Below are 20,048 nucleotides of genomic sequence, written 5' to 3' on the forward strand. Positions count from 1 at the left end.
TCTGGCTAAAAGGTTTACCTATATTCTTATCGAATTATATAAATATCTTATAAAGCGAGGTGAAAATCTTGATCAGTAATATAGAATTAGTTTTAGATGCTTTAGCAAGTTTTGCTAAAGGACCTCGTTAGAATGAAAGTATTGGAGTTGAAATACAATGAATCGTATTAATTACATAAGACAAGAAGAAAAGAAATATCATGACCTTTGCTATGAACAATACAAACTATTTGAAACTGGCTCTTGGCTTTACAAACCGGTTAAAACAGTTATGGACTTAATGGAGTACTTTGAAGGACAAAATAACTTACAAGTACTTGATCTAGGCTCTGGCGTTGGAAGAAATAGCATTCCAATTGCACAAATAATAAAAAATAATAACGGCACTGTTACTTGTGTGGACTTACTGGATTCCGCTTTAACAAAATTACAAATTTATAGTAAAGAACATGATGTTTTTGAAGTTATAAAAACAGAACAAGCAGCAATTGAAAACTACTACATCCAACCTGATATTTTTGATTATATCGTTGCAATATCAAGTTTAGAGCATGTTCAATCAGAAGAAGATTTAAAAAACGTGCTCCATTCTATGAAAAAAGGTACAAAGACTGGTGGTATCAATTGTTTAATTATTAACTCGAACATACAAGAAATTGACTTACATACGAAAGAAGAATTAGATGCTTTAATTGAAATTAACCTTCCAACTGAACATATGATATATCTATTAAAAAGCATTTATAAGGAATGGCAAGAAATAAAAGTTGAAATAAAAGAAATAGCTTATAATATAGTCCGAAACGAAAGACACATTCAATTAAAAACAAATGCTATTACGTTTGTCGTTCAGAAATAATCGTATAATTAAGATGTGACTCTTTCTCTCAAATTCATTTTTATTGTACAAAATTTGTTACTTTATATATTTATTAATCAAAACACAAAAACCATGCTTCAGTATCATTAGAAACATGGTTTTTATTATTGATCATACTAAATTGCTTAGCTATTTAATGAATTCATTAACTGGAAGAAATGTTCAGGTTCATGTGTCTTATTTAATTCATACCATGAATGGAGTGTATCTGGCGCAAATACATCTAATTTTTTCAGTACCTCCACTGCAAATTCCAAAGGAGCTACTCCAGATGCAGTAATAAGATTTTCACCAGACGCTACAGATCCCATTTCATATAAATTTTCCCCTTTATATGTAGGACAAACCATTTTCATATAATCTAAACTATTACTTGTATGCTTTCTAGAATTTAAGTATCCGTAATTTGCAAGGCCTATTGTTGCACCACAAATTGCAGCCACAATAGTACCAATCTTTAAAGCTTCTTCAACTTTTTGCAATATGGGTTTATGTATGTTTTCAGTCCAAGTATTTCCTCCAGGTAAAATCAATAAATCATTACTCTCAAGTACACATTCATCTAGGGAAATATCTGGCTTTACGTTCAAGCCTCCCATTGAAATAACCCTTTCTTTATTTATTCCAACTGTAACTACTTTAAAAGGTGCTAAACCCTTTTTAAAATATCTACCTGTATTAAGTTCAGCAATTAAATGTCCGTATTCCCAATCGGACATCGTATGAAATACATATAAATAAGCTTTTCTAGTTTGCATTCAATAACACTCCATTCACAACTTAATCTAATCTTTTCTAAAAGATAATCTATTTATTATTTATAATTGCTTGTCGAGCTTTTTCTTTATCATCAAAATGAATAGTCAAATCCTTTAAAATTTGATACGTTTCATGCCCTTTCCCTGCAATCAAAACAATATCATTAGAAGATGCCATGTTTATTGCATGTTTTATAGCAAGTTCACGATCTACTTCAACTTTATAATTCAAATTATTATTCTGTGAAAATCCTTTTTCAATATCTTTCATTATTGCCTGCGGGTCTTCCGAACGTGGATTATCAGAAGTAATATAAACAAAATCGCTATAACTTCCAGCAATTTCACCCATTATAGGTCGTTTTTTTGCATCTCTATCCCCACCGCAGCCGAAAACAGTAATGATTTTACCTTTTGAAAACTCGCTAATTGTAGTAAGGACATTTTCTAACGCATCAGGCGTATGAGCATAGTCCACGATTACAAGGAAATCTTGATTTTCGTCTATGATTTCCATTCTACCTTCAATGCTCTTTAAATCAGATAAGCTGTCACTAATATTTGTAAGCGGAATACCTTCAACCAATGCAGCTGTTATTGCTGCTAATGCATTATATACATTAAAGTGGCCTACTAGATTTAGATTGATTTCTATTTCTCCATTAAAGGACGAAACTAAAAAACGAATACCTTTTGGGCTTAAAGTTATGTTCTTCGCTTGAACATCTGCTCCATTATGTATCCCATATGTAATAACCTCAGCTGAAGTAATTTTTTTAAAGTATTCTACCGATGGATCGTCTGCATTCAATATAGCAAAATTTTTATCTGTAATAGAAAAATCATTTCCTAATCTTGAAAATAGAAGGCCTTTTACATGCTTATATTCCTCAAATGTTCCATGGTAATCCAAATGATCTTGCGTTAAATTTGTAAAAATAGCGGTTTTAAAGTTACACCCTTTAACTCTTTCCATGTGTAAACCTTGTGAGGTAACTTCCATAACACAATAATCTGTATTATGATTTTTCATCGTTTGCAAATTCCGCTGAAGTATCGGTGGTTCTTGCGTATTAATATCAGTAGGATACCATTTCGAACCAACTTTCACTCCGTTATTCCCCATAAGCCCTGTTTGAAATCCATAATCAGTCAAAATCTTTTCAAGTAAATAGGAAGTAGTTGTTTTACCATTTGTTCCTGTAATTCCAATTAGCTTCATTTTATTAGATGGGTAACCATAGAAATGTGATGCAATAACTGCCATAGCATACCTAGCATCTTTAACAATTATTTTAGGTATTTCAATATTTATATCTCTTTCTACAATTAACGCCACAGCACCATTTTCCACTGCATCTTCAACAAATTGATGTCGATCTTCAAGAAAACCATCGATACCTGATACACATATAAATAAATTCCCACTAGTTATTTTTCTAGAATCCATTTCTAATCCCGTAATTTCTACATTCATATCTCCATTGGTATCTTTAATCAATAACAAATCCGCCAGCTCTTTTAGTTTCAAATCCCTCGCCCCCTTACAAATTCCCCCTACTTATTTTACCACTTTATATAAAATAGTGGTTTAAAATTCCATATTAGTCGGACGAAATTTAATCATCTTCAATAAACAAAAAAATAAAAGAGCACTTGTTTCCGCAAGTGCTCTTTTTGGGGATTTTGAGATATCCTATTAAAGAAAGTTAAGGTTACTTAAAGTTAATAGGTATTTCTATTATATGCTTGTCCTTTTTATTTATGCATAATCCATATATAAGAATTTATATTAACACTAAATAATTTTATTAATTACTGTTTTAGAATAAAGGTTATTCAACTCATTGCAAATAGCCTAAAAAAGATAAGCCAAAACTATTATTAAAATATAAGTTTAATATCATACATTACTTGTTCAGCTACATTATCAGCTAATTGATTAACAAATTGATAAAACAAATACTAAATTTATTTTAAACCTAAAATCGGTAAGATTGTGTAATTAATCCTATATCCTTCAAACCCTGATGGCTTCACATCGTATTCCCACTTATGGAAGCATTCTGTTAACATGTATCCTACTTTTCCTTTATTCTCGTCTGTATTATGATTAATATAGCCGCATTGTTGGTGTGAGGTAATGAGATCCTCAGAAATTTTCTCCACATTCTTAAAACGGCTAAGATCAGGCGTCACATCTATCCAACTTTGATTTGTTACTTTATCATAACGAGCTTTTAAACGATAAATAATCCAACCATTTGGTTGTTTGAGTACACTATTCTCTAAAGAGGCCTTATCTGAATAGTAAGTAACTACATCAATCTCAACTTCTTCTTTGTTTTTCATATCTTCCATGAATTGTACAACTTCACTATAATCTGTTTCTTTTAGTTCTTCCTCAAAAACACCAAGTGATACTAAAATTAGTATGAACGCTGTAATTGAAAATAAGGTAATGATTATCTGTTTTCTTGTCATGTAGTTCCCCCTAATTATATTAAACACTACACATGATATGGCTTTGAATATATTCACTCTAGTGGTCTAACGTTTTTCCTCCATTTTAAATTTCACCAAAATTAACCACATTATTGTTTCTAGAAATAATAAATGAAAATCATATTTTCAACATGGCTAAACTTCATTTTAAACAGACAACAGATAAGGTATACCTCGCCCGTTACGATATGACTACCTACTAATCTTTTTCTTTTGTACAAGCAATTAATAGCCGTAATTTTCACAAAACATTTTGACGTATTACTTATTCCAATATAAAATTATATGCAAACAATCAAAATTAACCTAAAATATATAAAGGGTATACCATACTAACAGTTAAATGCTTAGATTTGTCCTTTTCCATAATTAACAAGGATAGAGTAACATGAAAATAGAGAACGAGTACCGTTACTAATCACATGCAGGTTCTTTGAAAATTACATTTTCATACTATAAACATAAATAAAAGGGGTACATACGAAATGAACGATTTAATGGAAAATAATTTAAGAACTTTGTTCCTTCTCTTTGTAAGTATAATTGTACTAGTATTTCAAACTATTATTTTTGTAAGAATAGTAAGAAACTGGTTCAAAACCAAAAATATAGATAAATTAAAAGAAGATAAACAGTATATTAAAAAGCTAACTATAGTATACATAGCAATTATGGTAATAGGCGCTATTACAAACTTACCTTTATTCGGATTTATATTGTTAGGCTTTATGTCTAATACTATTATATTAATGTCTTTAAAGATAGAATTGTCTAATACAAAATCAAGTCAGTTGAAAACTGTGAAGAACTCAAAGCTCATGTTATGGTTTGTAATGAACACTATACACTTAGTACTTTTCTTTGTTGAGGGGATAAAACTCATTAAAAGTATTTAAGGCGATACTTTGAGATAACGATACGACTTCTTAGGCATCACTTAATTTCATAAAATTGACAATTTTATAGAAGCGATCGTATCTTTTAAAAGAAACAGTCGCTTCTATAAACATATATGTATTAAGATTTATATTTTTTTACTGTACAAGGAATAGTTACGATATACAAATCTATAACATAGATTGTAACCCAAATCCTTTTTTTGTTTAGTTGAGATAAATGCTCTGAAACTTTTCTTTTCCCCCACCTTCTAGGAAAGCATTTTTTCTCCTTTTCTTCTTTTTCTGACATTAAAACTCCACAAAAAATATCAAACACATTTTATTTCTAATTTTATCACTGTATTTCCCCATATTTTAAGCGCTATCTAATCTTGCTTCTCTAGATTTATCTCTATTAAGACTTCTAGTTCATTTATAATTCCTAGTATGTTTGCCTTTATTATTTATGCAGAATACACAATCAATATATACTAATTTTTCACAGGTCTTTTCTACATTTTATCATTAAGAAATTAATTGAAGGTTTATTTTCTACATTCTTATTTGGTTCGTCAATTTCCGAAACTTGTACTAATCCATACTTATTAAAATCTTGTTTTATAGATTCAGAATCATAGAAGAACATTTTTACGCCTTCCATTATCTCATAATAGTCTTTATCCAACTGGTTTCCTTTTCCATACATAGGAGCTTTTTTAGAAACTGTTGTGAAAACCATATATCCACCTGGTTTTAACTGATTATAACAATCTTTAATAAAATTCTCTCTTTCCTGCTCATTCAGCAAATGAAGAAGTGCATGACTAAATATCCCATCATACAGTTTATTATCAAAAGGCATTTCGTTTACCGAACCGTGATACATACTAACATCTTCTAGTCCGTTTTCTCTTGCTAAATCAATTGCAGTTTTTGAAATTTCAATACCAGTTACATTTATACCATTTTCGATAAATACCTTTGCGTTTCTACCATATCCAATACCCGGAACTAGTATGTCTTTAACGTTCTTTTCTAGAAAAAAATCTTTTGTCAAAATTGCAGATTCTGTAGGTTCAAAACCCCACATCGTTTGTTTCTCAATAAAGCTTGATTCCCAAAATTCCATTTTATTTTTATCTCCTTATTCTTATCTCATGTATAACATCACATGAAAGACCTATTAATTTTAACGCTGCTTTTTTCCCCACAGTCACTATAGGTCCATTGAATATAGCATATTAATAAGCCTATATCTAATTTAAAGATTGGCTGAATATCTATTCTAAATATTAACCAGTACGTTTAGAGAAAATATAAAAAAGCCAATACTTCCGTGTAGTATTAGCTTATCTAAAGAGAAATTATTTTTTTATTTTTTGCTGACCTAATATTTTTTCTAACATTTCTAAAGTTATCGGTTGAGCTTTCTCTATTAATTGATAACCAATACGCCCATTCGGTTCGGCCGTAACTTGCTGTAAACTCATTAAATCATGAATTCCTTTTTCTCTTAATTGCATATATAGTTGTTGTTCCGACATTTTTGCCTTCAGCAAATTCTCTTTTACAATTTCTCCGTTTTCAACAATTACAATGCTACTGCCATTTAGAAATCGCTCCACCTTCTTTGATTTCAATTCAAAAAAATGAATGATAAGAAGTATGCTTGCAAATATTACAGCTGCAAATATAGATGGGACTACTTTCCTACTTAATACAGGCTCTACAATAATACGTCCAATTGAAACTACTATAATTATTTCAGCTCTCGTCATTTGGCTAACAGAATTACTACCTGTCATTTTTAATGCAATCATTCCAGTAAGAATTAAAATAATACTTTCCCAAATTATATTCATAATTGCCCAATCCTTTAATGGTGAATGTTACTAGCATTCCCATTTCATATAGCATTCTAAATGCATTTTAATTAAACTTTTTTGTAAAAATCAAACTTACATATACTGAAAAATAATCTATTTTGATCAATCTTTTTTCAATAAGGGTTTGATGATCCATCTTCCATTGTCAAAAAAATAAAAAGCACCCACATGGATGCATAGATTAAACTTATTCATTATTACTCTCTCCACTTTTATCATCAACTGATTTGGAGTCTAACATGCTGCCTATATCAGGCGGTAAAGCTACTGGTTGATTATCTTCATTAAACCATTGTTTCTTAAATTTACTCAATTCTTCATTTTTCTTATTTTCATCCATATTACCCCGCCTTTTATGTACATGATATTAAACACTTTACTTAATATGTACATTGAGAAAGATAATATACAATTTGTACATAATGAAAGAGCAACAACCCTTCTCTGTTTACGCAACCCGTTGTACCCAATAAAAATCCCCGTACATGCTACTCCTCATTTTGTTATCATATTAGTGACGAAATATATGTGAGCTACGTGACAAGTACGTGGTCATTTTATTCATATGAGACAAATACTTTTAAAGGAGTAATTATCCGCTCACTTAATTCCTCAAAACATTTTTCAAGAGCATTATAGTGAATTTCATGTTGAAAAATCTCTTCTATCCATGGCGTCTGTTCTATTTGATTAAAAAACCAATCTGCATGTTTTTGATAATCATATCCGTCACTTGAACCAATGATTTGCAATTCTTTTCGATAAAAGTCAGCGGTTAATGTTAGGTCTTCTATATTACCATCAGAAAGAATACATATTTCTCCATTACTATTAATAGCCTTTTGTAATGTGTGAAACCCACTATTTGTAGCAGAACATTCGAAACCGTAATTATATGTTTCTATTATTTGTTCTTCTGATTCATATATGTTTTTCGCACCAAATTTCTTTGCAAAATCTCTTCTATTTTTATTAGGTTCAACAACATCTACATGCTTAACACCTACATAGTATTTTAAAAAATAACAAGCGAGTAAACCAATAACTCCCATTCCAGTTATAAGTACTTTTTCATCCTGTCGCAGATTTAGTTTTAATACTCCTTTAGCAGCATCACACGAAAGAATAGATAATAAAGCAACTTTAGGTGTTATATAACTAGGCACTCGAATTACTTTATCCCCCTTAACTATTCCTATCGTTTCATGTCCATAAAAAGAAACTACTCTATCACCTACGTTTAAATTTGTTACTTTATTACCAACTTGAATAACTTCCCCATAACTTTCATAACCAGTTTTTCTTGGATAGATAGGATTTGTATCTGTAACATCCGATTCTTTATACTGTGGTAACTCTGCTCCAATACTTATTGCACCTGCAATTGTTTTAACGATAATTTCATCATCCTGTATAGACTTAATTTCGCGCGTTTCCCACTTAAGCCGTTTTGGTCCCTTTAAAACTAATTTATTTTGTTCCATTTATAACCCTCACATTTTATAAAAATATATTCTCACAAAATTTCAAACAATGTATAATAGATTCAACTAAAATTTAAGCTATAACGTTGGCTAGCACCCAACAGTGATAATATGATAATTGAATTTGATGGATATAGAATAAATGAGTATGTTATTGGCCTTACTTGTTCTCTTGACGAGTTAACACTAATGTATTTAAATGTCAAAAACAAACAGATATCTAATGAGGACCTTCTAAACTTATTTTGTGTACGTTATCATTATGAAAAAATTCCAAAGTTACTACAAGATAACTTCATGAGCGATGTCGTCATTGATTTAGATACAGGCTATATTTATATCCCTAATAGATAACAGTAAACTAGATTAATTGAATAGAAATTACGATTCAGCTAAGAATTTAATAAAATAAGTAATTGTCCAAATTACTGTCGCAAATTGAGTGACAAAATACATTGTCCATTCAAAACCAGTCAATTTTCTCTCTTGTCTTACCTTTTTTAAATATCTGTAAAATATAAATGTACATAAAAACATTAGTAACAACGATAATTGTTGTAAATCATCGACTAAACGTACTGCCATAGACTCCATCACCCTCCTATTCAAAATAAATGCTACACTTTAAGGTTATCATTTATTGGTAGTTTATTTCCATTTAAATTACTTATGTCCTAAATAAAAAGAGCACTCAGCTATTGAGTGCTCTAAAAAATATTAATTTTAAACTTATTCCTTGAAATGATTTCATGTAATTTCTCTTACCTTTTATAACTCAGTTCTATCACTTCCGGTATATGCTTGCTATCATATTTCCTCGTATAGATTTCACCATCTGGAGTAACAAATTGTAATACAACCTCACCACAAACACCATGTGGTATTTCAAATTCACCTTGTGCATTTGAAATGCTGCGTTCCTTACTTTCAATAGAATCTTCATAAATTTTCACATTAGATATAGGTTCGTTATTTTGATCTACGATAATACCTCTTGAATACTTACCAACCGCAATGCATTGATCATCTTTTTTATAATATTTAGTCACAACGATAGTTCCAATTATTATAGCGATACACACAAACAAGAGAATTATTTTGCGTCTCACAACAAACCTCCTAATTCAAATTATTCTTTTCTAAACTGAAAATTCAACTGTCCTGATTGTTTGATTTCCTCAATTACTTTACGAATACCTTCTTCAATTTTATCTTCTTTTACATTCGATACGTTTAACTTTAGCAACTTTTCTTTATGAAAATCATTTAAATAATTTCTATCAACTGAATCGATACTTATTTGATTTTCTCTTAATGTTTTTATGAAAGTTTCTATAGCTATGTTTTTTTGTATTTCTAAACAAGTGTGTATTCCCAATGTGTTTTGTCTATTATATGCAAATAATGATGGATTTTCATTTTGCACTTTTTTTAATGTTTCCGCTAATTTTATTGATCTATTATAGTAGGAAGATTTAATTTTATTTTTATGACGTTCAAACATACCACTCTTTATATAAATTTCTAAAGCCGCCTGAGAAATCATCGGACTATCAATATCTAATATCTTTTTATATGTATGGAAATCATTTGCGATGGATGGCGGAATGACCGCAACTCCAACCCGTAAACCTGGAAAAATAATCTTAGAGTAACTTTTCAAATATATTACATGATTACAATTATCCAAGTTATATAACGGATCTGTTTTTGAATCTGTTTCTAAATCTGCTAAATAATCATCTTCCACTATAAATACATTATATTTCTTAGCCAATAACACGATCTTTTCTTTCTCGTCTTTTGAATAAGAAGTTCCAAGCGGATGATGATATCTTGGTATTGTATAAAAGAATTTTATTTTACCTGTTCGAAAAATACGTTCCAATTCATTTAAGTCAATACCTTCATTTGTACGTTTAATACCGATTACAGGAATTTTATTTATTTCTAGATACTCAATATATAGATGATATGTTGGCTGTTCAATTAATATCGTTTCATTCTCATTTGGAAATGGTATAGAAGTTAGTATAGCTAGCGCTTGTTGTACACCTGACGTTATAAAAATATTTTCTTCTTTAGTGAAGACTTGATAATTTGCTAGTTGTTTTTGAATGACCGGAATTAAAGACGGTAAACCTTTCGGCGTTCCATATACGAACAAGTCATTTTTATATGTATCAATGGCTTTATTAATACAATGTTGAAAATCTAAATATGGAAAAACATCTGGATCTGGTGCTGAAGAGGCAAAGTCAATTATCTCGTTACTTTCAATGGTACTCCCTGATTTTTTAACAACGTAGTATCCACTCTGAGGCACGGAATAAATAATATGACGCTTTTCTAATTCGTGAAGTGCACGTATAACTGTTGCCTTATTACATTTATATTGCATAACGAGTGACCGTATAGACGGTAATTTCTTTCCTTCTTTTATCTCTCCATATTGAATCATATTTTCTAAATCATTTAAAACATGTAAATACTTATACATTATGACACCTCTTACGCTTATTTTGTACCGGTACAGTTTGTATTTATTCACATTGTAGCACTAGATCAGAAAGATTAATATGTACGTATACTGGCCAGTAAAAAATCAGTTACTATGAGGTGAAATTATGAAACTTACAACAAAGGCATATTTATCAGCTTTACTCTATTCATTTATTATTGGATTTTCCTTTTTATTCGTGAAACTAACACTAACCATTACAAGCCCTCTTGATACTCTGGCTCATCGTTTTACAGTTGCTTTCATAGCAGCAAATATTCCGATTATTTTTGGATTCGTAAAGTTAAATATATCATTAAAAAACATACTTTCTCTTTTACCAATTGCGTTTTTTTATCCAGCACTTTTTTTTGCTTTTCAAGCTTTTGGCTTAGTGTATACAAGTTCCTCTGAGGCGGGAATTATACAAGCGGCGATTCCTATATTTACGATGATGTTAGCTTCCTATTTTTTAAAAGAGTATACAAATACATGGCAAAAAATATCTGTACTCATTTCTGTCATCGGTGTCATTTATATATTTATCATGAATGGTATAGGGACTCATGAAACTAGTTTCATAGGTGTTATTCTTATTTTGCTATCGGCATTATCATCTGCTTTCTATAATGTGTTAGCTCGAAAAATGACGAAGGAATTCAAACTAATGGATTTAACTTACACTATGACAGTAATCGGCTTTATTAGCTTTAATTTAATCGCAATCGCCAGCCATATAAGTAAAGGTACAATAACGGTATACTTTAAACCTTTTACGAATGGAACATTTCTTATCTCTATTTTATATTTAGGGTTACTATCGTCCTTGCTGACGGCATTGCTATTAAACTATTCCTTATCTTATATTGAAGCAGCTAAAATAAGTGTTTTCAGCAACTTATCTACACTTATTACAATTATCGCGGGTGTTGTATTCTTACATGAACAAATCGCATACTATCACATCATCGGAACAATTTTGATTGTTCTTGGAGTAGTGGGCACAAACTTCTTAGGAAAAAAAGGGATTGTAGTAAAGAAGAAGAATACTTCCTTAAGAAAATAAAAAGTGAGGGATATATATTGCAACGTGTAAATACGATTGATATTAGTAACGTTCTAGAATTGGAAAATACTCTTTCTACTTTATTAAATGAAGTGATTTCTTCAAAACTAGAGCTTGAAAACTGGTTAAAAAAAGAATCTACATTCATTTGGGAAATTGAAGAACAATTAAGATCGCACTATATCGCCTTTCAATGTAGTACAGATAATAAAGAAATAAAAGCTACTTTTGAATATGATCAACAATTTGTGAGACCTCTTTTGAAACGTTATCAAAATGCATTTGATAATAAATATTTAGAGTCACCTTTTCGAATGGAACTTGATCCAAAAACGTATAGCTTACTAGATAAAAAAATAAAGAATGCGCAAACATTATTTTGTGAAAAGAACATTGATTTAGAAATAAGCGAAGACAAATTAGTAACCGAGTACTTTGAAATTACAGGTGGTTTAACTGCGCTATGGAACGGTGAAGAAAAGACAATTACCGAACTACAGTCTTACTTACAAGATCCGGATCGTCATATACGAAAAAAAGCAAAAACGCTCATTTCTGAAACATTTTTATCTGTTGAAGATACATTACAACATATATTAAATGAATTAATCGTAATCCGTCATCAAAAAGCAAAAAATATTCAATTAGATAATTATCGCGATTATATGTTTAAAAAACATGAACGTTTTGATTATACGCCTGATGATTGCTATGAGCTTGCTGAATCTATTCGTAAATACGTAGTACCACTTATCGATAAAATATTTAATGAGAAAACATCTGAACTTCAAGTAGATAGTCTTCGTCCATGGGATCTAAAAGCAACCGCTCCAAATCAAAAAGCCTTAAAACCTATCGAAGACGCGAGTGAATTAATCGAAAAAAGTTCTCATATTTTACACAAGCTAGATCCTGAATTTTCAACATTACTGGACCGGATGCATAAAAATAATTGCTTAGATTTAGAAAGTCGTAAAGGAAAAGGTCCAGGAGGATTTTGCGAATATTTACCTGCTTCTCGATTATCTTTCGTTTTCATGAATCTCAATCATACACATTATGATGTTACTACTTTCCTCCATGAAATGGGTCATAGTATTCATAATGAATGTATGAAGCAGTTAGAACTTCAAAAATATTTGGAAATCCCTTCTGAATCAGCAGAACTCGCTAGCATGACAATGGAATTATTTTCGATGGAGTATTGGGATACATTTTATGAGAATACAGAAGAATTTATAAAAGCAAAATTAGATTTCTTTATAGATATTGTTAAGTACTTACCACAAATGCTTATCGTTGATCAATTCCAACATTGGATGTATGAGAATCCTAATCATACTGCTAAAGAAAGAAATGCAAAGTATTTAGAATTACATAACACTTACCAATCGAACGTCGTAAATATTGAAGGGTATGAAAATTGGATCGCAACTGGCTGGTTACCTGTATTACACATATTCGAAATACCATTCTATTACATCGAATATGCTATCGCACAACTTGGTGCGCTGCAAATGTATAAACAATATAAAGAGAATCCTAAACAAGCAATAGAAAATTATAAAAAAGCTTTATCATTAGGTAGCTCTAGATCTTTAACTGAAGTATATGAAGCAGCCGGTATTCGTTTTGATTTTTCTGGCGAAACAATTAAAGAACTCATGTTATTTGTAGAGGGCGAATTAGCGTTACTTGAACAATTGTAAGAAGGAAGCTGTTCCTATATTTTAGGTTCAGCTTCCTTCTTTATTTTATTTATTAGTTCTATGTACTGAGAATCACCGTATCCGATTGTTGGAAAAAGTTGAAACAATTTTGTTAATAATTCTTGATTTGATAAACCTTGATTTTTAGAGATGAATTTCACTACGATATTATCTTCTTTTAACATATTTAAATATAAATCTATAGCTCGATACAATACAGGTGGTAACTTTTGAGACGTTTTTTTGTGATTTACTAACACATCATTATATACAGAAGAATAATTTCCTAATTCCAGTTCAAGTTGACTTACTTTAAATTCATCTTCTCTGAAACTATTTAAGTATACTTTCCCTTCATAACAAGACTGTTCCAGATATGAAAGTACGGTGAGTAGATTCATTTGACAAAACATATCTTCACCAAACCATAAAACAATGCATTTATAATTTTTCGTAAAAAGGTTTTCTAAAGGGTCTATAACCTTTTTTGTATAACATTCTATTGAACTGTTATGACCTTCTGCTCTTGTTTTAATAAACTCTTCATTAAAAACTTGTGTAGTAGCCAGGTTCACACACATTGCCTCATTAAATGGTGCATATTCAGAATCACCCATTAGCTTTTCATTTTTAAATTCTTCATACATCATTTGACCATTTAATATGTTTAGTACATCTTTATCAAACAGCTCTCTTTTTGCATTTCGTAACTGCTCAACCTCTAATTTTCTAGAAACGTTCATTTTAAACTCCCCCTCTATTTTTAGTTTAATAAATGACTGAACAGGCATTTTGTTAAGTTGGAATTCTCTTGGATTCATTCCAAAAAACATTTTTGAAAGCTCTACTATAAGCCTCTTGCGAAGAATAATCATAATCCAATGCAATATCTATTATCTTTCTATCATTCGTCAACTCCCCCGTAGATAAATACAATCTTCTCAAAAGAATATAACGTCTAATACTAATGCCTGTTACTTGGTGAAATCTAAAAGAACAGTAATACGGAGAATAACCCATATAACACGATAATTCATTTAATGAAAATTCTTCTTTTAAATTGCTCTCAATCCAATCAATCATCTTCTGTATATGTTCATTCATTTACTCCCCCCTTATTAAGCATTATAAAAGATGTTCATTACTTTCTTTTGATACTTCTTGTGTTTTATAACATGGGCCATTCATTACATCGCTTCATTTTAAAGGATATCAAAAATAAAACACGAATGTTGTAAATTAAGAGTCTTTTAGTTCTCAAGTAAAAAATTAAAGTTTGGAAAGGATGTTACAATGAACGAGCTAGAAAAAGAAATACTTCAATTAATAAATGGACAATATTCGTTAAATTTTATTAACATTAAACCAATAACGAATGAAATGTATCAATGTCTTACAGAACTAGGTACATACTTCATTAGAATTACAAACTACAAAACATATGAAGAACAGTTAGAAGAAGTTACATATACGAACTTTTTATATGAAAATGGTTTAGCAGTTCCTCCAATCATACATTCTCTTAATGGGAATTTAGTAGAAAAGTTAACATTAGACAAAGAGATTTTTGCTGTATTATATAAAGCTACGCCTGGCATACATTTACCAAGGTACGAATGGAATTCTAATATATTTAGAAAGCTTGGTAAACAAATTGGAAAATTACATTGTATTTCTAAAAGTTTTGAACAGACTAAACCGGTTAAACATATAAACGATTGGTATGAAAATGAAGAGTATAATTTTCTTAAGTATATCCCTAAAGAAGAAACTACTATAAGAGAAATTGCATCTGACGTTTTAACTTCTATAAAAAAGCTACAAAAATCCACTTCAAATTACGGCTTAATTCACGGTGATTTATGGTTAGAAAACATTTTAGTTGAAAACAATTCAAACTTAACAATGATTGATTTTCAAGACTGTGAAAAACATTTTTACATATTTGATTTAGCAGTTCCTATTTATAGTGCGATAGAATATTCATTTGCTGGAAATGGGAATATCGTTGACTATGAGCATTCTATTACAAATGCACTATTTGAAGGATATCAAGAAGAAAATGAACTCCCAAAAGAGATGATAGACAAGTTTCCATTGTTTATAAAATTAAAGGAGATTTTTGAATATAGCTTAATGCATATGTATTGGGATAAAGAAGAATTAACTGAGGAACAAGTACGAATAATGAACCTTTATAGGATGAAGATCGAAAATAAATATACCTATATCAATGTTTAAAAATGCTATTGTTTAACTACAAGGAAACTTTAGTTAAACAATAGCATTTATTTATTAATTATCTACTAAACAACCTTTGTTTTATTACTTATAAATACTGCTTCAATAATATATTTAAATACACTTCATTTTGCGGAGATACTTTCTCAGAAAATCTAGCTGCAATAATAATAGGAGCCCATTGAAAGATCTCATCTCTTGTTAGATCAGTATTACTGCAATATATTTGTAAATACATTTCTGCTAATTCTATAGAAGCCTGTGCATACAATAAATAGGTACGAAACACATCTGCGCGAATGTCACCTGAACTAGCATCTACCCAATCTATAATATTCACGTTCTTATTACTCAAAATTAGATTAAACGGATGGAAATCCCCATGACATAATCTAGGTTCAAATTTAATTGAAGCTAACTTATTCAATATATTTTCCTTTTGTTGTTCATCCAATTTATAAACAGATTTAATTTGTGGCTCTAACCTTCCTCTCATTGATTCTATTTCATCTATGTTCACACGTATAGCATGAATCTTTTTTTGCTCATTGACACAAATATTTATGTAATGCTCTGCTTCATTTAGATTGTTTAGCAGGAGATCCCCAATACTTTCTCCTTTTACATATTCCATAATAATTGCCTGTCTAGCTTGTACCTTTGTCACTTCAAATACATTTGGAACTGGTAGTCCACATGAATAAGCATATTTTTGTTTTTTTGCTTCATTCATAGACTCTGTATCAGTAAGATATTCCTTGAATAATTTAATTACTTTATTTTCATAAAGATATATGTTAGCAGTATTTCCTTTAGCTATCGGCTCACCTAAATCCAAGTTTTCCCCTCCTATCCCTAATACCTTTAGTTTAATTCACTTTAACTACTGTATATCCTTCTACTCATCTAAACCTTATCATTACAAAGACCTTTAAAATGATAAGGAAAAAATACGTATTGAAAATAGCATTTATATTTCCGCATATTTATAAGACTTCTTTAATGACATTCATAATTTTTTGCTTCGTATGACTTAAATAATTTTTATTTTTAGAAGAAATTAATATACCAATCGGAATTTTAGAATTAAACCCCTTAACCTTAAAAGATAGTACTTCTTCATTCAAAATTGTACCTTTCGGGATAATTCCAATCGTATTCCCAAAAAGCATTTCTGGAATGAGATTTAATGCACTACAATTGTAAATTCTTTTAAAAGATAAATTATTTTCCGCTAGGAGAGAACTTACAGATTGATAGGAATAACAATTACTTTCACCTACAATAACGGGATAATCTACAATATCAAATACTTCAACAAATTCTTTTTGTAACAAAGGATGCTCGGGATTATTCACTATAAATTCAATTTGTTCATCACATATAACAATAAATTTTACATTTGATATATTTTCATTATTTCCACACACGGCAAAATCAATCTTATTATGGTCTATCATTTCTGATAAAAGTGCTGTATTTCCTACTACAAAATCACAATGTATATATGGTTTTTCAGCATTTAAAAACTTTAATATTATCGGTATTAACCTTTTAGAAACAGATTCTAATAGGCCTATTCTCAAACTCCCTTTCTCTTCATTACTAATTCGTTGAGCTTGAGAAATGGAATATTCCCAATGAGTTAATAAATTTTCTACTTCTTCTGCAAAAAGTTTTCCTTCTTCTGTTAATCTTGCATCCCATCCTCTTTCAAACAAAAGAAAACCAATTTCACTTTCCAGCTTTTTTATATGTGCTGTAACTGTTGATTGTGCATAGTTTAATTGTTTAGCAGCTTGTGAAAACGTTCCTTCTTCAATAATTTTTTTAAATGTAAGTAATTCTTTCATTTCCATTTCAAACACCATCTTCATCGGTCTTATTGATAATAAGTTAATATATTTTCAATTATACAAATGGAAGTATTGGAAGTAAAATGAAATCAAAAGAAAAGGAGTGCTATATTATGCCATTTGTCACTGTTTATCATCCTGAAAAATTATCCGATAATAAGTTATTAAAAAATGTAAGTAAACAAATTCACCATTCGTTAATTGAACATTTCAATATTCCCGAAAATGATTATTTTCAAATGTTTTTACCTTATCCTTCTCATCAACTTTTTTATAATTCATCTTACCTTTTAGAAGGTTCAATAAAACGATCCAACAATATGATTTATGTTTCTATTACGTGTGGACCAGGAAGAACAATTAATCAAAAAAAGGATTTATATAAAGCTATAGCCACTATTACAGCTAATATATTACAAATCTCTACTGCTGATGTTTTCATTACACTACATGAGACACCTATAGAGAATTGGTCATTCGGTCAAGGAATAGCTCAAATGTTAAATCAACATAATAACTAATTTTTCATTTCTAATAACAAAATTAAACTTACCGCTCTCTATAATGATATAGAAAGTGGTAAGTTTAATTGATTAGGAATATCAGAATGAAACTCTTGTGTATACAAGAGAGTAAATGCATATCCCTGCTCAATAAAAAATACTTCATTATGTTTACATTCATATGGAACACTATTTTTCTTAAAATTATTTTGGATTTGCTGTAAAAATACAAGATCTGGTGTTCCGAAAGTAACGTGTACTTTCGGTGGTAATGCTTTCATCGCAATTGGAATCCAAGGTCGCTGCCACCAAGTCGCAACAATATATGCAGTTCCACCAACTACAAAGTTGAAAATATCCCCATCTTCCATCGTTTTCAAATTTAGATTTGATTTCAACCATTCTGTAAATACAGGTACACTTTTAACAGGAAGACCGATTTCCCTTACATATAAAATGTTTAAAGGAGACTGCGGTACTAATACATCTTCTTTAACATAACTATGTGCGATAATTTCGAGAAGATTTCCATCACCGTCTTTAAAATATAAATTGAATAGGCCATTCTCTTCACCAATTGTATTTCCATCTTTCCATTTCACTATAAGTAACCCAGACTTTTCAAGCCATCTTGCTGTTTCATGAAATTTTGAATATGGAATCTCAAAAGCGAAATGCGCAGGTGCAATTGGTTCGTATACTTCTTGAAAACTAATTGTTGTATACGGTGTGACTTCAAATTGAATAAATGATGCTGTTTCTTTTTTTATTGGAAAAGATAATATGTCCTTATAAACTTGTTTTACCCCTTCTATGGAAACCGTTTGTAGTTTTATATCTGATATATGTGTAATCATTATAATTAACCTCCAAATTCATTATATTTATTAGTATTGTATTTCAAAAACTAACAGGAAAAATCCACCTGGAGATTGAAACTTTAATTAACAAACTAATACTTTTGTATTAGAACAGTTAAGTTAACATTTTCGGCTAATGCCACATATCTTAAACTAAAAGGAGTGTTGTATTGTGACTCAAAGAATTTCCTACTATGAAGCTGCACCTGACGCTATGAAAATTATGATGGACATGGAAAAGTACACAAAGCAATCTACGATTAATCGCACGATTAGAGAACTTATTAAAATTAGAGTTTCTCAGATCAATGGCTGTGCTTACTGCTTAGATTTACATACATCTGATGCACGAAAAATGGGAGAGACTGAACAAAGAATTTATTGCTTAAGTACTTGGGATGAATGTACTTTTTATACAGCAGAAGAAAAACTCGCTATTGAACTAGCCGAGCATATTACACTAATTCCTACTAAAAGAGTTCCTGATTCCCTATATAAACGAGTATGCGAACATTATGATGAAAAACAATATATTGACCTTATCTTGATTATTAATCAAATTAATAGTTGGAATAAAATTTCTATCGCGATGGGAAATACACCGGCTAAAAAATAGCACTCTAAGCAACTTACTTACTCTATACATTATTTCTTTATTACATATAATTCAAAAAGGTTGACTTTGCCAGTGTTACCTTATTTCTACTACTATTACTTCTGGATAATCCCAATAAAAATGCTTAGAATCTGGGATTAATTTTACTGTCGTACTTGTTCTCTGTATAAAAATACTCGCTGCCTTACCTCTATATCCATCCCAATTTTCTGTTACTGAAGCACGAATTAATATTATATTAAATGGAGACCATTTTGTATAAACTTCTTTCCCGCACAAAAAGCTGCTTTTCTTAAAGAAAAGCAG

The 20,048-nt window shown here is 30.1% G+C and carries 22 protein-coding genes and 1 pseudogene; 8 read left to right on the forward strand and 15 right to left on the reverse strand.

Going from position 1 to position 20,048, the window contains the following annotated elements:
- The first annotated feature begins 157 nt into the window (after positions 1–157).
- Entirely contained in the window at positions 158–859 is a 702-nt protein-coding gene (locus DN392_RS16470; RefSeq protein WP_001079955.1) for a class I SAM-dependent methyltransferase, read from the forward strand.
- Between the two features lie 146 nt (positions 860–1,005).
- On the opposite strand, the gene DN392_RS16475 is transcribed toward DN392_RS16470, so the two are convergent.
- From DN392_RS16475 to DN392_RS16485, 3 genes are all read right to left on the reverse strand, one after another.
- Positions 1,006–1,638, reverse strand: coding sequence for a type 1 glutamine amidotransferase family protein (locus tag DN392_RS16475; protein WP_001194783.1), 633 nt, complete (start codon positions 1,636–1,638; stop codon positions 1,006–1,008).
- A gap of 49 nt (positions 1,639–1,687) precedes the next feature.
- A complete protein-coding gene (locus DN392_RS16480; RefSeq protein WP_048566356.1) occupies positions 1,688–3,169 on the reverse strand; it encodes a UDP-N-acetylmuramoyl-L-alanyl-D-glutamate--2,6-diaminopimelate ligase in 1,482 nt (493 codons plus the stop codon).
- Between the two features lie 440 nt (positions 3,170–3,609).
- Positions 3,610–4,122, reverse strand: coding sequence for a hypothetical protein (locus tag DN392_RS16485; RefSeq protein WP_061672010.1), 513 nt, complete (start codon positions 4,120–4,122; stop codon positions 3,610–3,612).
- A gap of 506 nt (positions 4,123–4,628) precedes the next feature.
- Here DN392_RS16485 and DN392_RS16490 point away from each other — a divergent pair.
- Positions 4,629–5,039, forward strand: coding sequence for a hypothetical protein (locus tag DN392_RS16490; protein ID WP_061672011.1), 411 nt, complete (start codon positions 4,629–4,631; stop codon positions 5,037–5,039).
- 481 nt (positions 5,040–5,520) lie between these two features.
- Here the strand turns inward: DN392_RS16490 and DN392_RS16495 are convergent, their stop codons facing one another.
- The 4 genes from DN392_RS16495 to DN392_RS16505 form a co-directional block, all read right to left on the reverse strand.
- A complete protein-coding gene (locus DN392_RS16495) occupies positions 5,521–6,150 on the reverse strand; it encodes a class I SAM-dependent methyltransferase (protein ID WP_048566358.1) in 630 nt (209 codons plus the stop codon).
- 235 nt (positions 6,151–6,385) lie between these two features.
- Positions 6,386–6,883, reverse strand: a complete 498-nt coding sequence (locus DN392_RS16500) for a DUF421 domain-containing protein (RefSeq protein WP_001021695.1) — start codon at positions 6,881–6,883, stop codon at positions 6,386–6,388.
- A 211-nt stretch (positions 6,884–7,094) separates the two neighbouring features.
- On the reverse strand, positions 7,095–7,247 hold the full coding sequence (locus DN392_RS30425) for a hypothetical protein (RefSeq protein WP_000344139.1): 153 nt from the start codon (positions 7,245–7,247) through the stop codon (positions 7,095–7,097).
- 217 nt (positions 7,248–7,464) lie between these two features.
- Complete coding sequence (locus DN392_RS16505; RefSeq protein WP_000437352.1) at positions 7,465–8,391, reverse strand: zinc-binding dehydrogenase; 927 nt, start codon at positions 8,389–8,391, stop codon at positions 7,465–7,467.
- A 111-nt stretch (positions 8,392–8,502) separates the two neighbouring features.
- Here DN392_RS16505 and DN392_RS30840 point away from each other — a divergent pair, with 111 nt between their 5' ends.
- Positions 8,503–8,745, forward strand: a complete 243-nt coding sequence (locus tag DN392_RS30840; RefSeq protein ID WP_046955964.1) for a hypothetical protein — start codon at positions 8,503–8,505, stop codon at positions 8,743–8,745.
- A 27-nt stretch (positions 8,746–8,772) separates the two neighbouring features.
- Here the strand turns inward: DN392_RS30840 and DN392_RS16515 are convergent, their stop codons facing one another.
- From DN392_RS16515 to DN392_RS16525, 3 genes are all read right to left on the reverse strand, one after another.
- Complete coding sequence (locus DN392_RS16515; RefSeq protein WP_000290978.1) at positions 8,773–8,976, reverse strand: hypothetical protein; 204 nt, start codon at positions 8,974–8,976, stop codon at positions 8,773–8,775.
- Positions 8,977–9,152: 176 nt separating this feature from the next.
- Positions 9,153–9,500, reverse strand: coding sequence for a hypothetical protein (locus DN392_RS16520; RefSeq protein WP_001253113.1), 348 nt, complete (start codon positions 9,498–9,500; stop codon positions 9,153–9,155).
- A 20-nt stretch (positions 9,501–9,520) separates the two neighbouring features.
- Complete coding sequence (locus tag DN392_RS16525) at positions 9,521–10,891, reverse strand: aminotransferase-like domain-containing protein (protein ID WP_000280139.1); 1,371 nt, start codon at positions 10,889–10,891, stop codon at positions 9,521–9,523.
- 127 nt (positions 10,892–11,018) lie between these two features.
- Here DN392_RS16525 and DN392_RS16530 point away from each other — a divergent pair, with 127 nt between their 5' ends.
- The gene (locus DN392_RS16530) at positions 11,019–11,957 is read left to right on the forward strand and encodes a DMT family transporter (protein WP_000779454.1); all 939 of its coding nucleotides are present in this window, start codon (positions 11,019–11,021) and stop codon (positions 11,955–11,957) included.
- A 17-nt stretch (positions 11,958–11,974) separates the two neighbouring features.
- Positions 11,975–13,666, forward strand: a complete 1,692-nt coding sequence (locus tag DN392_RS16535) for a M3 family oligoendopeptidase (RefSeq protein WP_064449391.1) — start codon at positions 11,975–11,977, stop codon at positions 13,664–13,666.
- Between the two features lie 14 nt (positions 13,667–13,680).
- Here DN392_RS16535 and DN392_RS16540 read toward each other — a convergent pair.
- A pseudogene (locus tag DN392_RS16540) lies at positions 13,681–14,770 on the reverse strand (helix-turn-helix domain-containing protein).
- 189 nt (positions 14,771–14,959) lie between these two features.
- Between DN392_RS16540 and DN392_RS16545 the strand changes: the two are divergent.
- Positions 14,960–15,907, forward strand: a complete 948-nt coding sequence (locus tag DN392_RS16545; RefSeq protein ID WP_088321609.1) for a phosphotransferase enzyme family protein — start codon at positions 14,960–14,962, stop codon at positions 15,905–15,907.
- 88 nt (positions 15,908–15,995) lie between these two features.
- On the opposite strand, the gene DN392_RS16550 is transcribed toward DN392_RS16545, so the two are convergent.
- Together DN392_RS16550 and DN392_RS16555 are read right to left on the reverse strand one after the other, a co-directional pair.
- Positions 15,996–16,745, reverse strand: a complete 750-nt coding sequence (locus DN392_RS16550) for an aminoglycoside phosphotransferase family protein (RefSeq protein ID WP_061672016.1) — start codon at positions 16,743–16,745, stop codon at positions 15,996–15,998.
- A 148-nt stretch (positions 16,746–16,893) separates the two neighbouring features.
- On the reverse strand, positions 16,894–17,766 hold the full coding sequence (locus DN392_RS16555) for a LysR family transcriptional regulator (protein ID WP_061672017.1): 873 nt from the start codon (positions 17,764–17,766) through the stop codon (positions 16,894–16,896).
- 110 nt (positions 17,767–17,876) lie between these two features.
- Between DN392_RS16555 and DN392_RS16560 the strand changes: the two genes are divergently transcribed.
- Entirely contained in the window at positions 17,877–18,284 is a 408-nt protein-coding gene (locus tag DN392_RS16560) for a tautomerase family protein (RefSeq protein ID WP_001117406.1), read from the forward strand.
- A 38-nt stretch (positions 18,285–18,322) separates the two neighbouring features.
- Here the strand turns inward: DN392_RS16560 and DN392_RS16565 are convergent, their stop codons facing one another.
- Entirely contained in the window at positions 18,323–19,123 is an 801-nt protein-coding gene (locus DN392_RS16565; protein WP_048566363.1) for a VOC family protein, read from the reverse strand.
- A gap of 175 nt (positions 19,124–19,298) precedes the next feature.
- Here DN392_RS16565 and DN392_RS16570 point away from each other — a divergent pair, with 175 nt between their 5' ends.
- Positions 19,299–19,742, forward strand: coding sequence for a carboxymuconolactone decarboxylase family protein (locus DN392_RS16570; protein WP_064056255.1), 444 nt, complete (start codon positions 19,299–19,301; stop codon positions 19,740–19,742).
- Between the two features lie 75 nt (positions 19,743–19,817).
- Here the strand turns inward: DN392_RS16570 and DN392_RS16575 are convergent, their stop codons facing one another.
- Positions 19,818–20,021: a hypothetical protein gene (locus DN392_RS16575; protein WP_000334476.1), complete on the reverse strand. Its 204-nt coding sequence runs from the start codon at positions 20,019–20,021 to the stop codon at positions 19,818–19,820.
- Between the last annotated feature and the right edge of the window lie 27 nt (positions 20,022–20,048).

The sequence above is a fragment of the Bacillus sp. BB51/4 genome (assembly GCF_008368845.1).
Classification (GTDB): Bacteria; Bacillota; Bacilli; order Bacillales; family Bacillaceae_G; genus Bacillus_A; species Bacillus_A wiedmannii.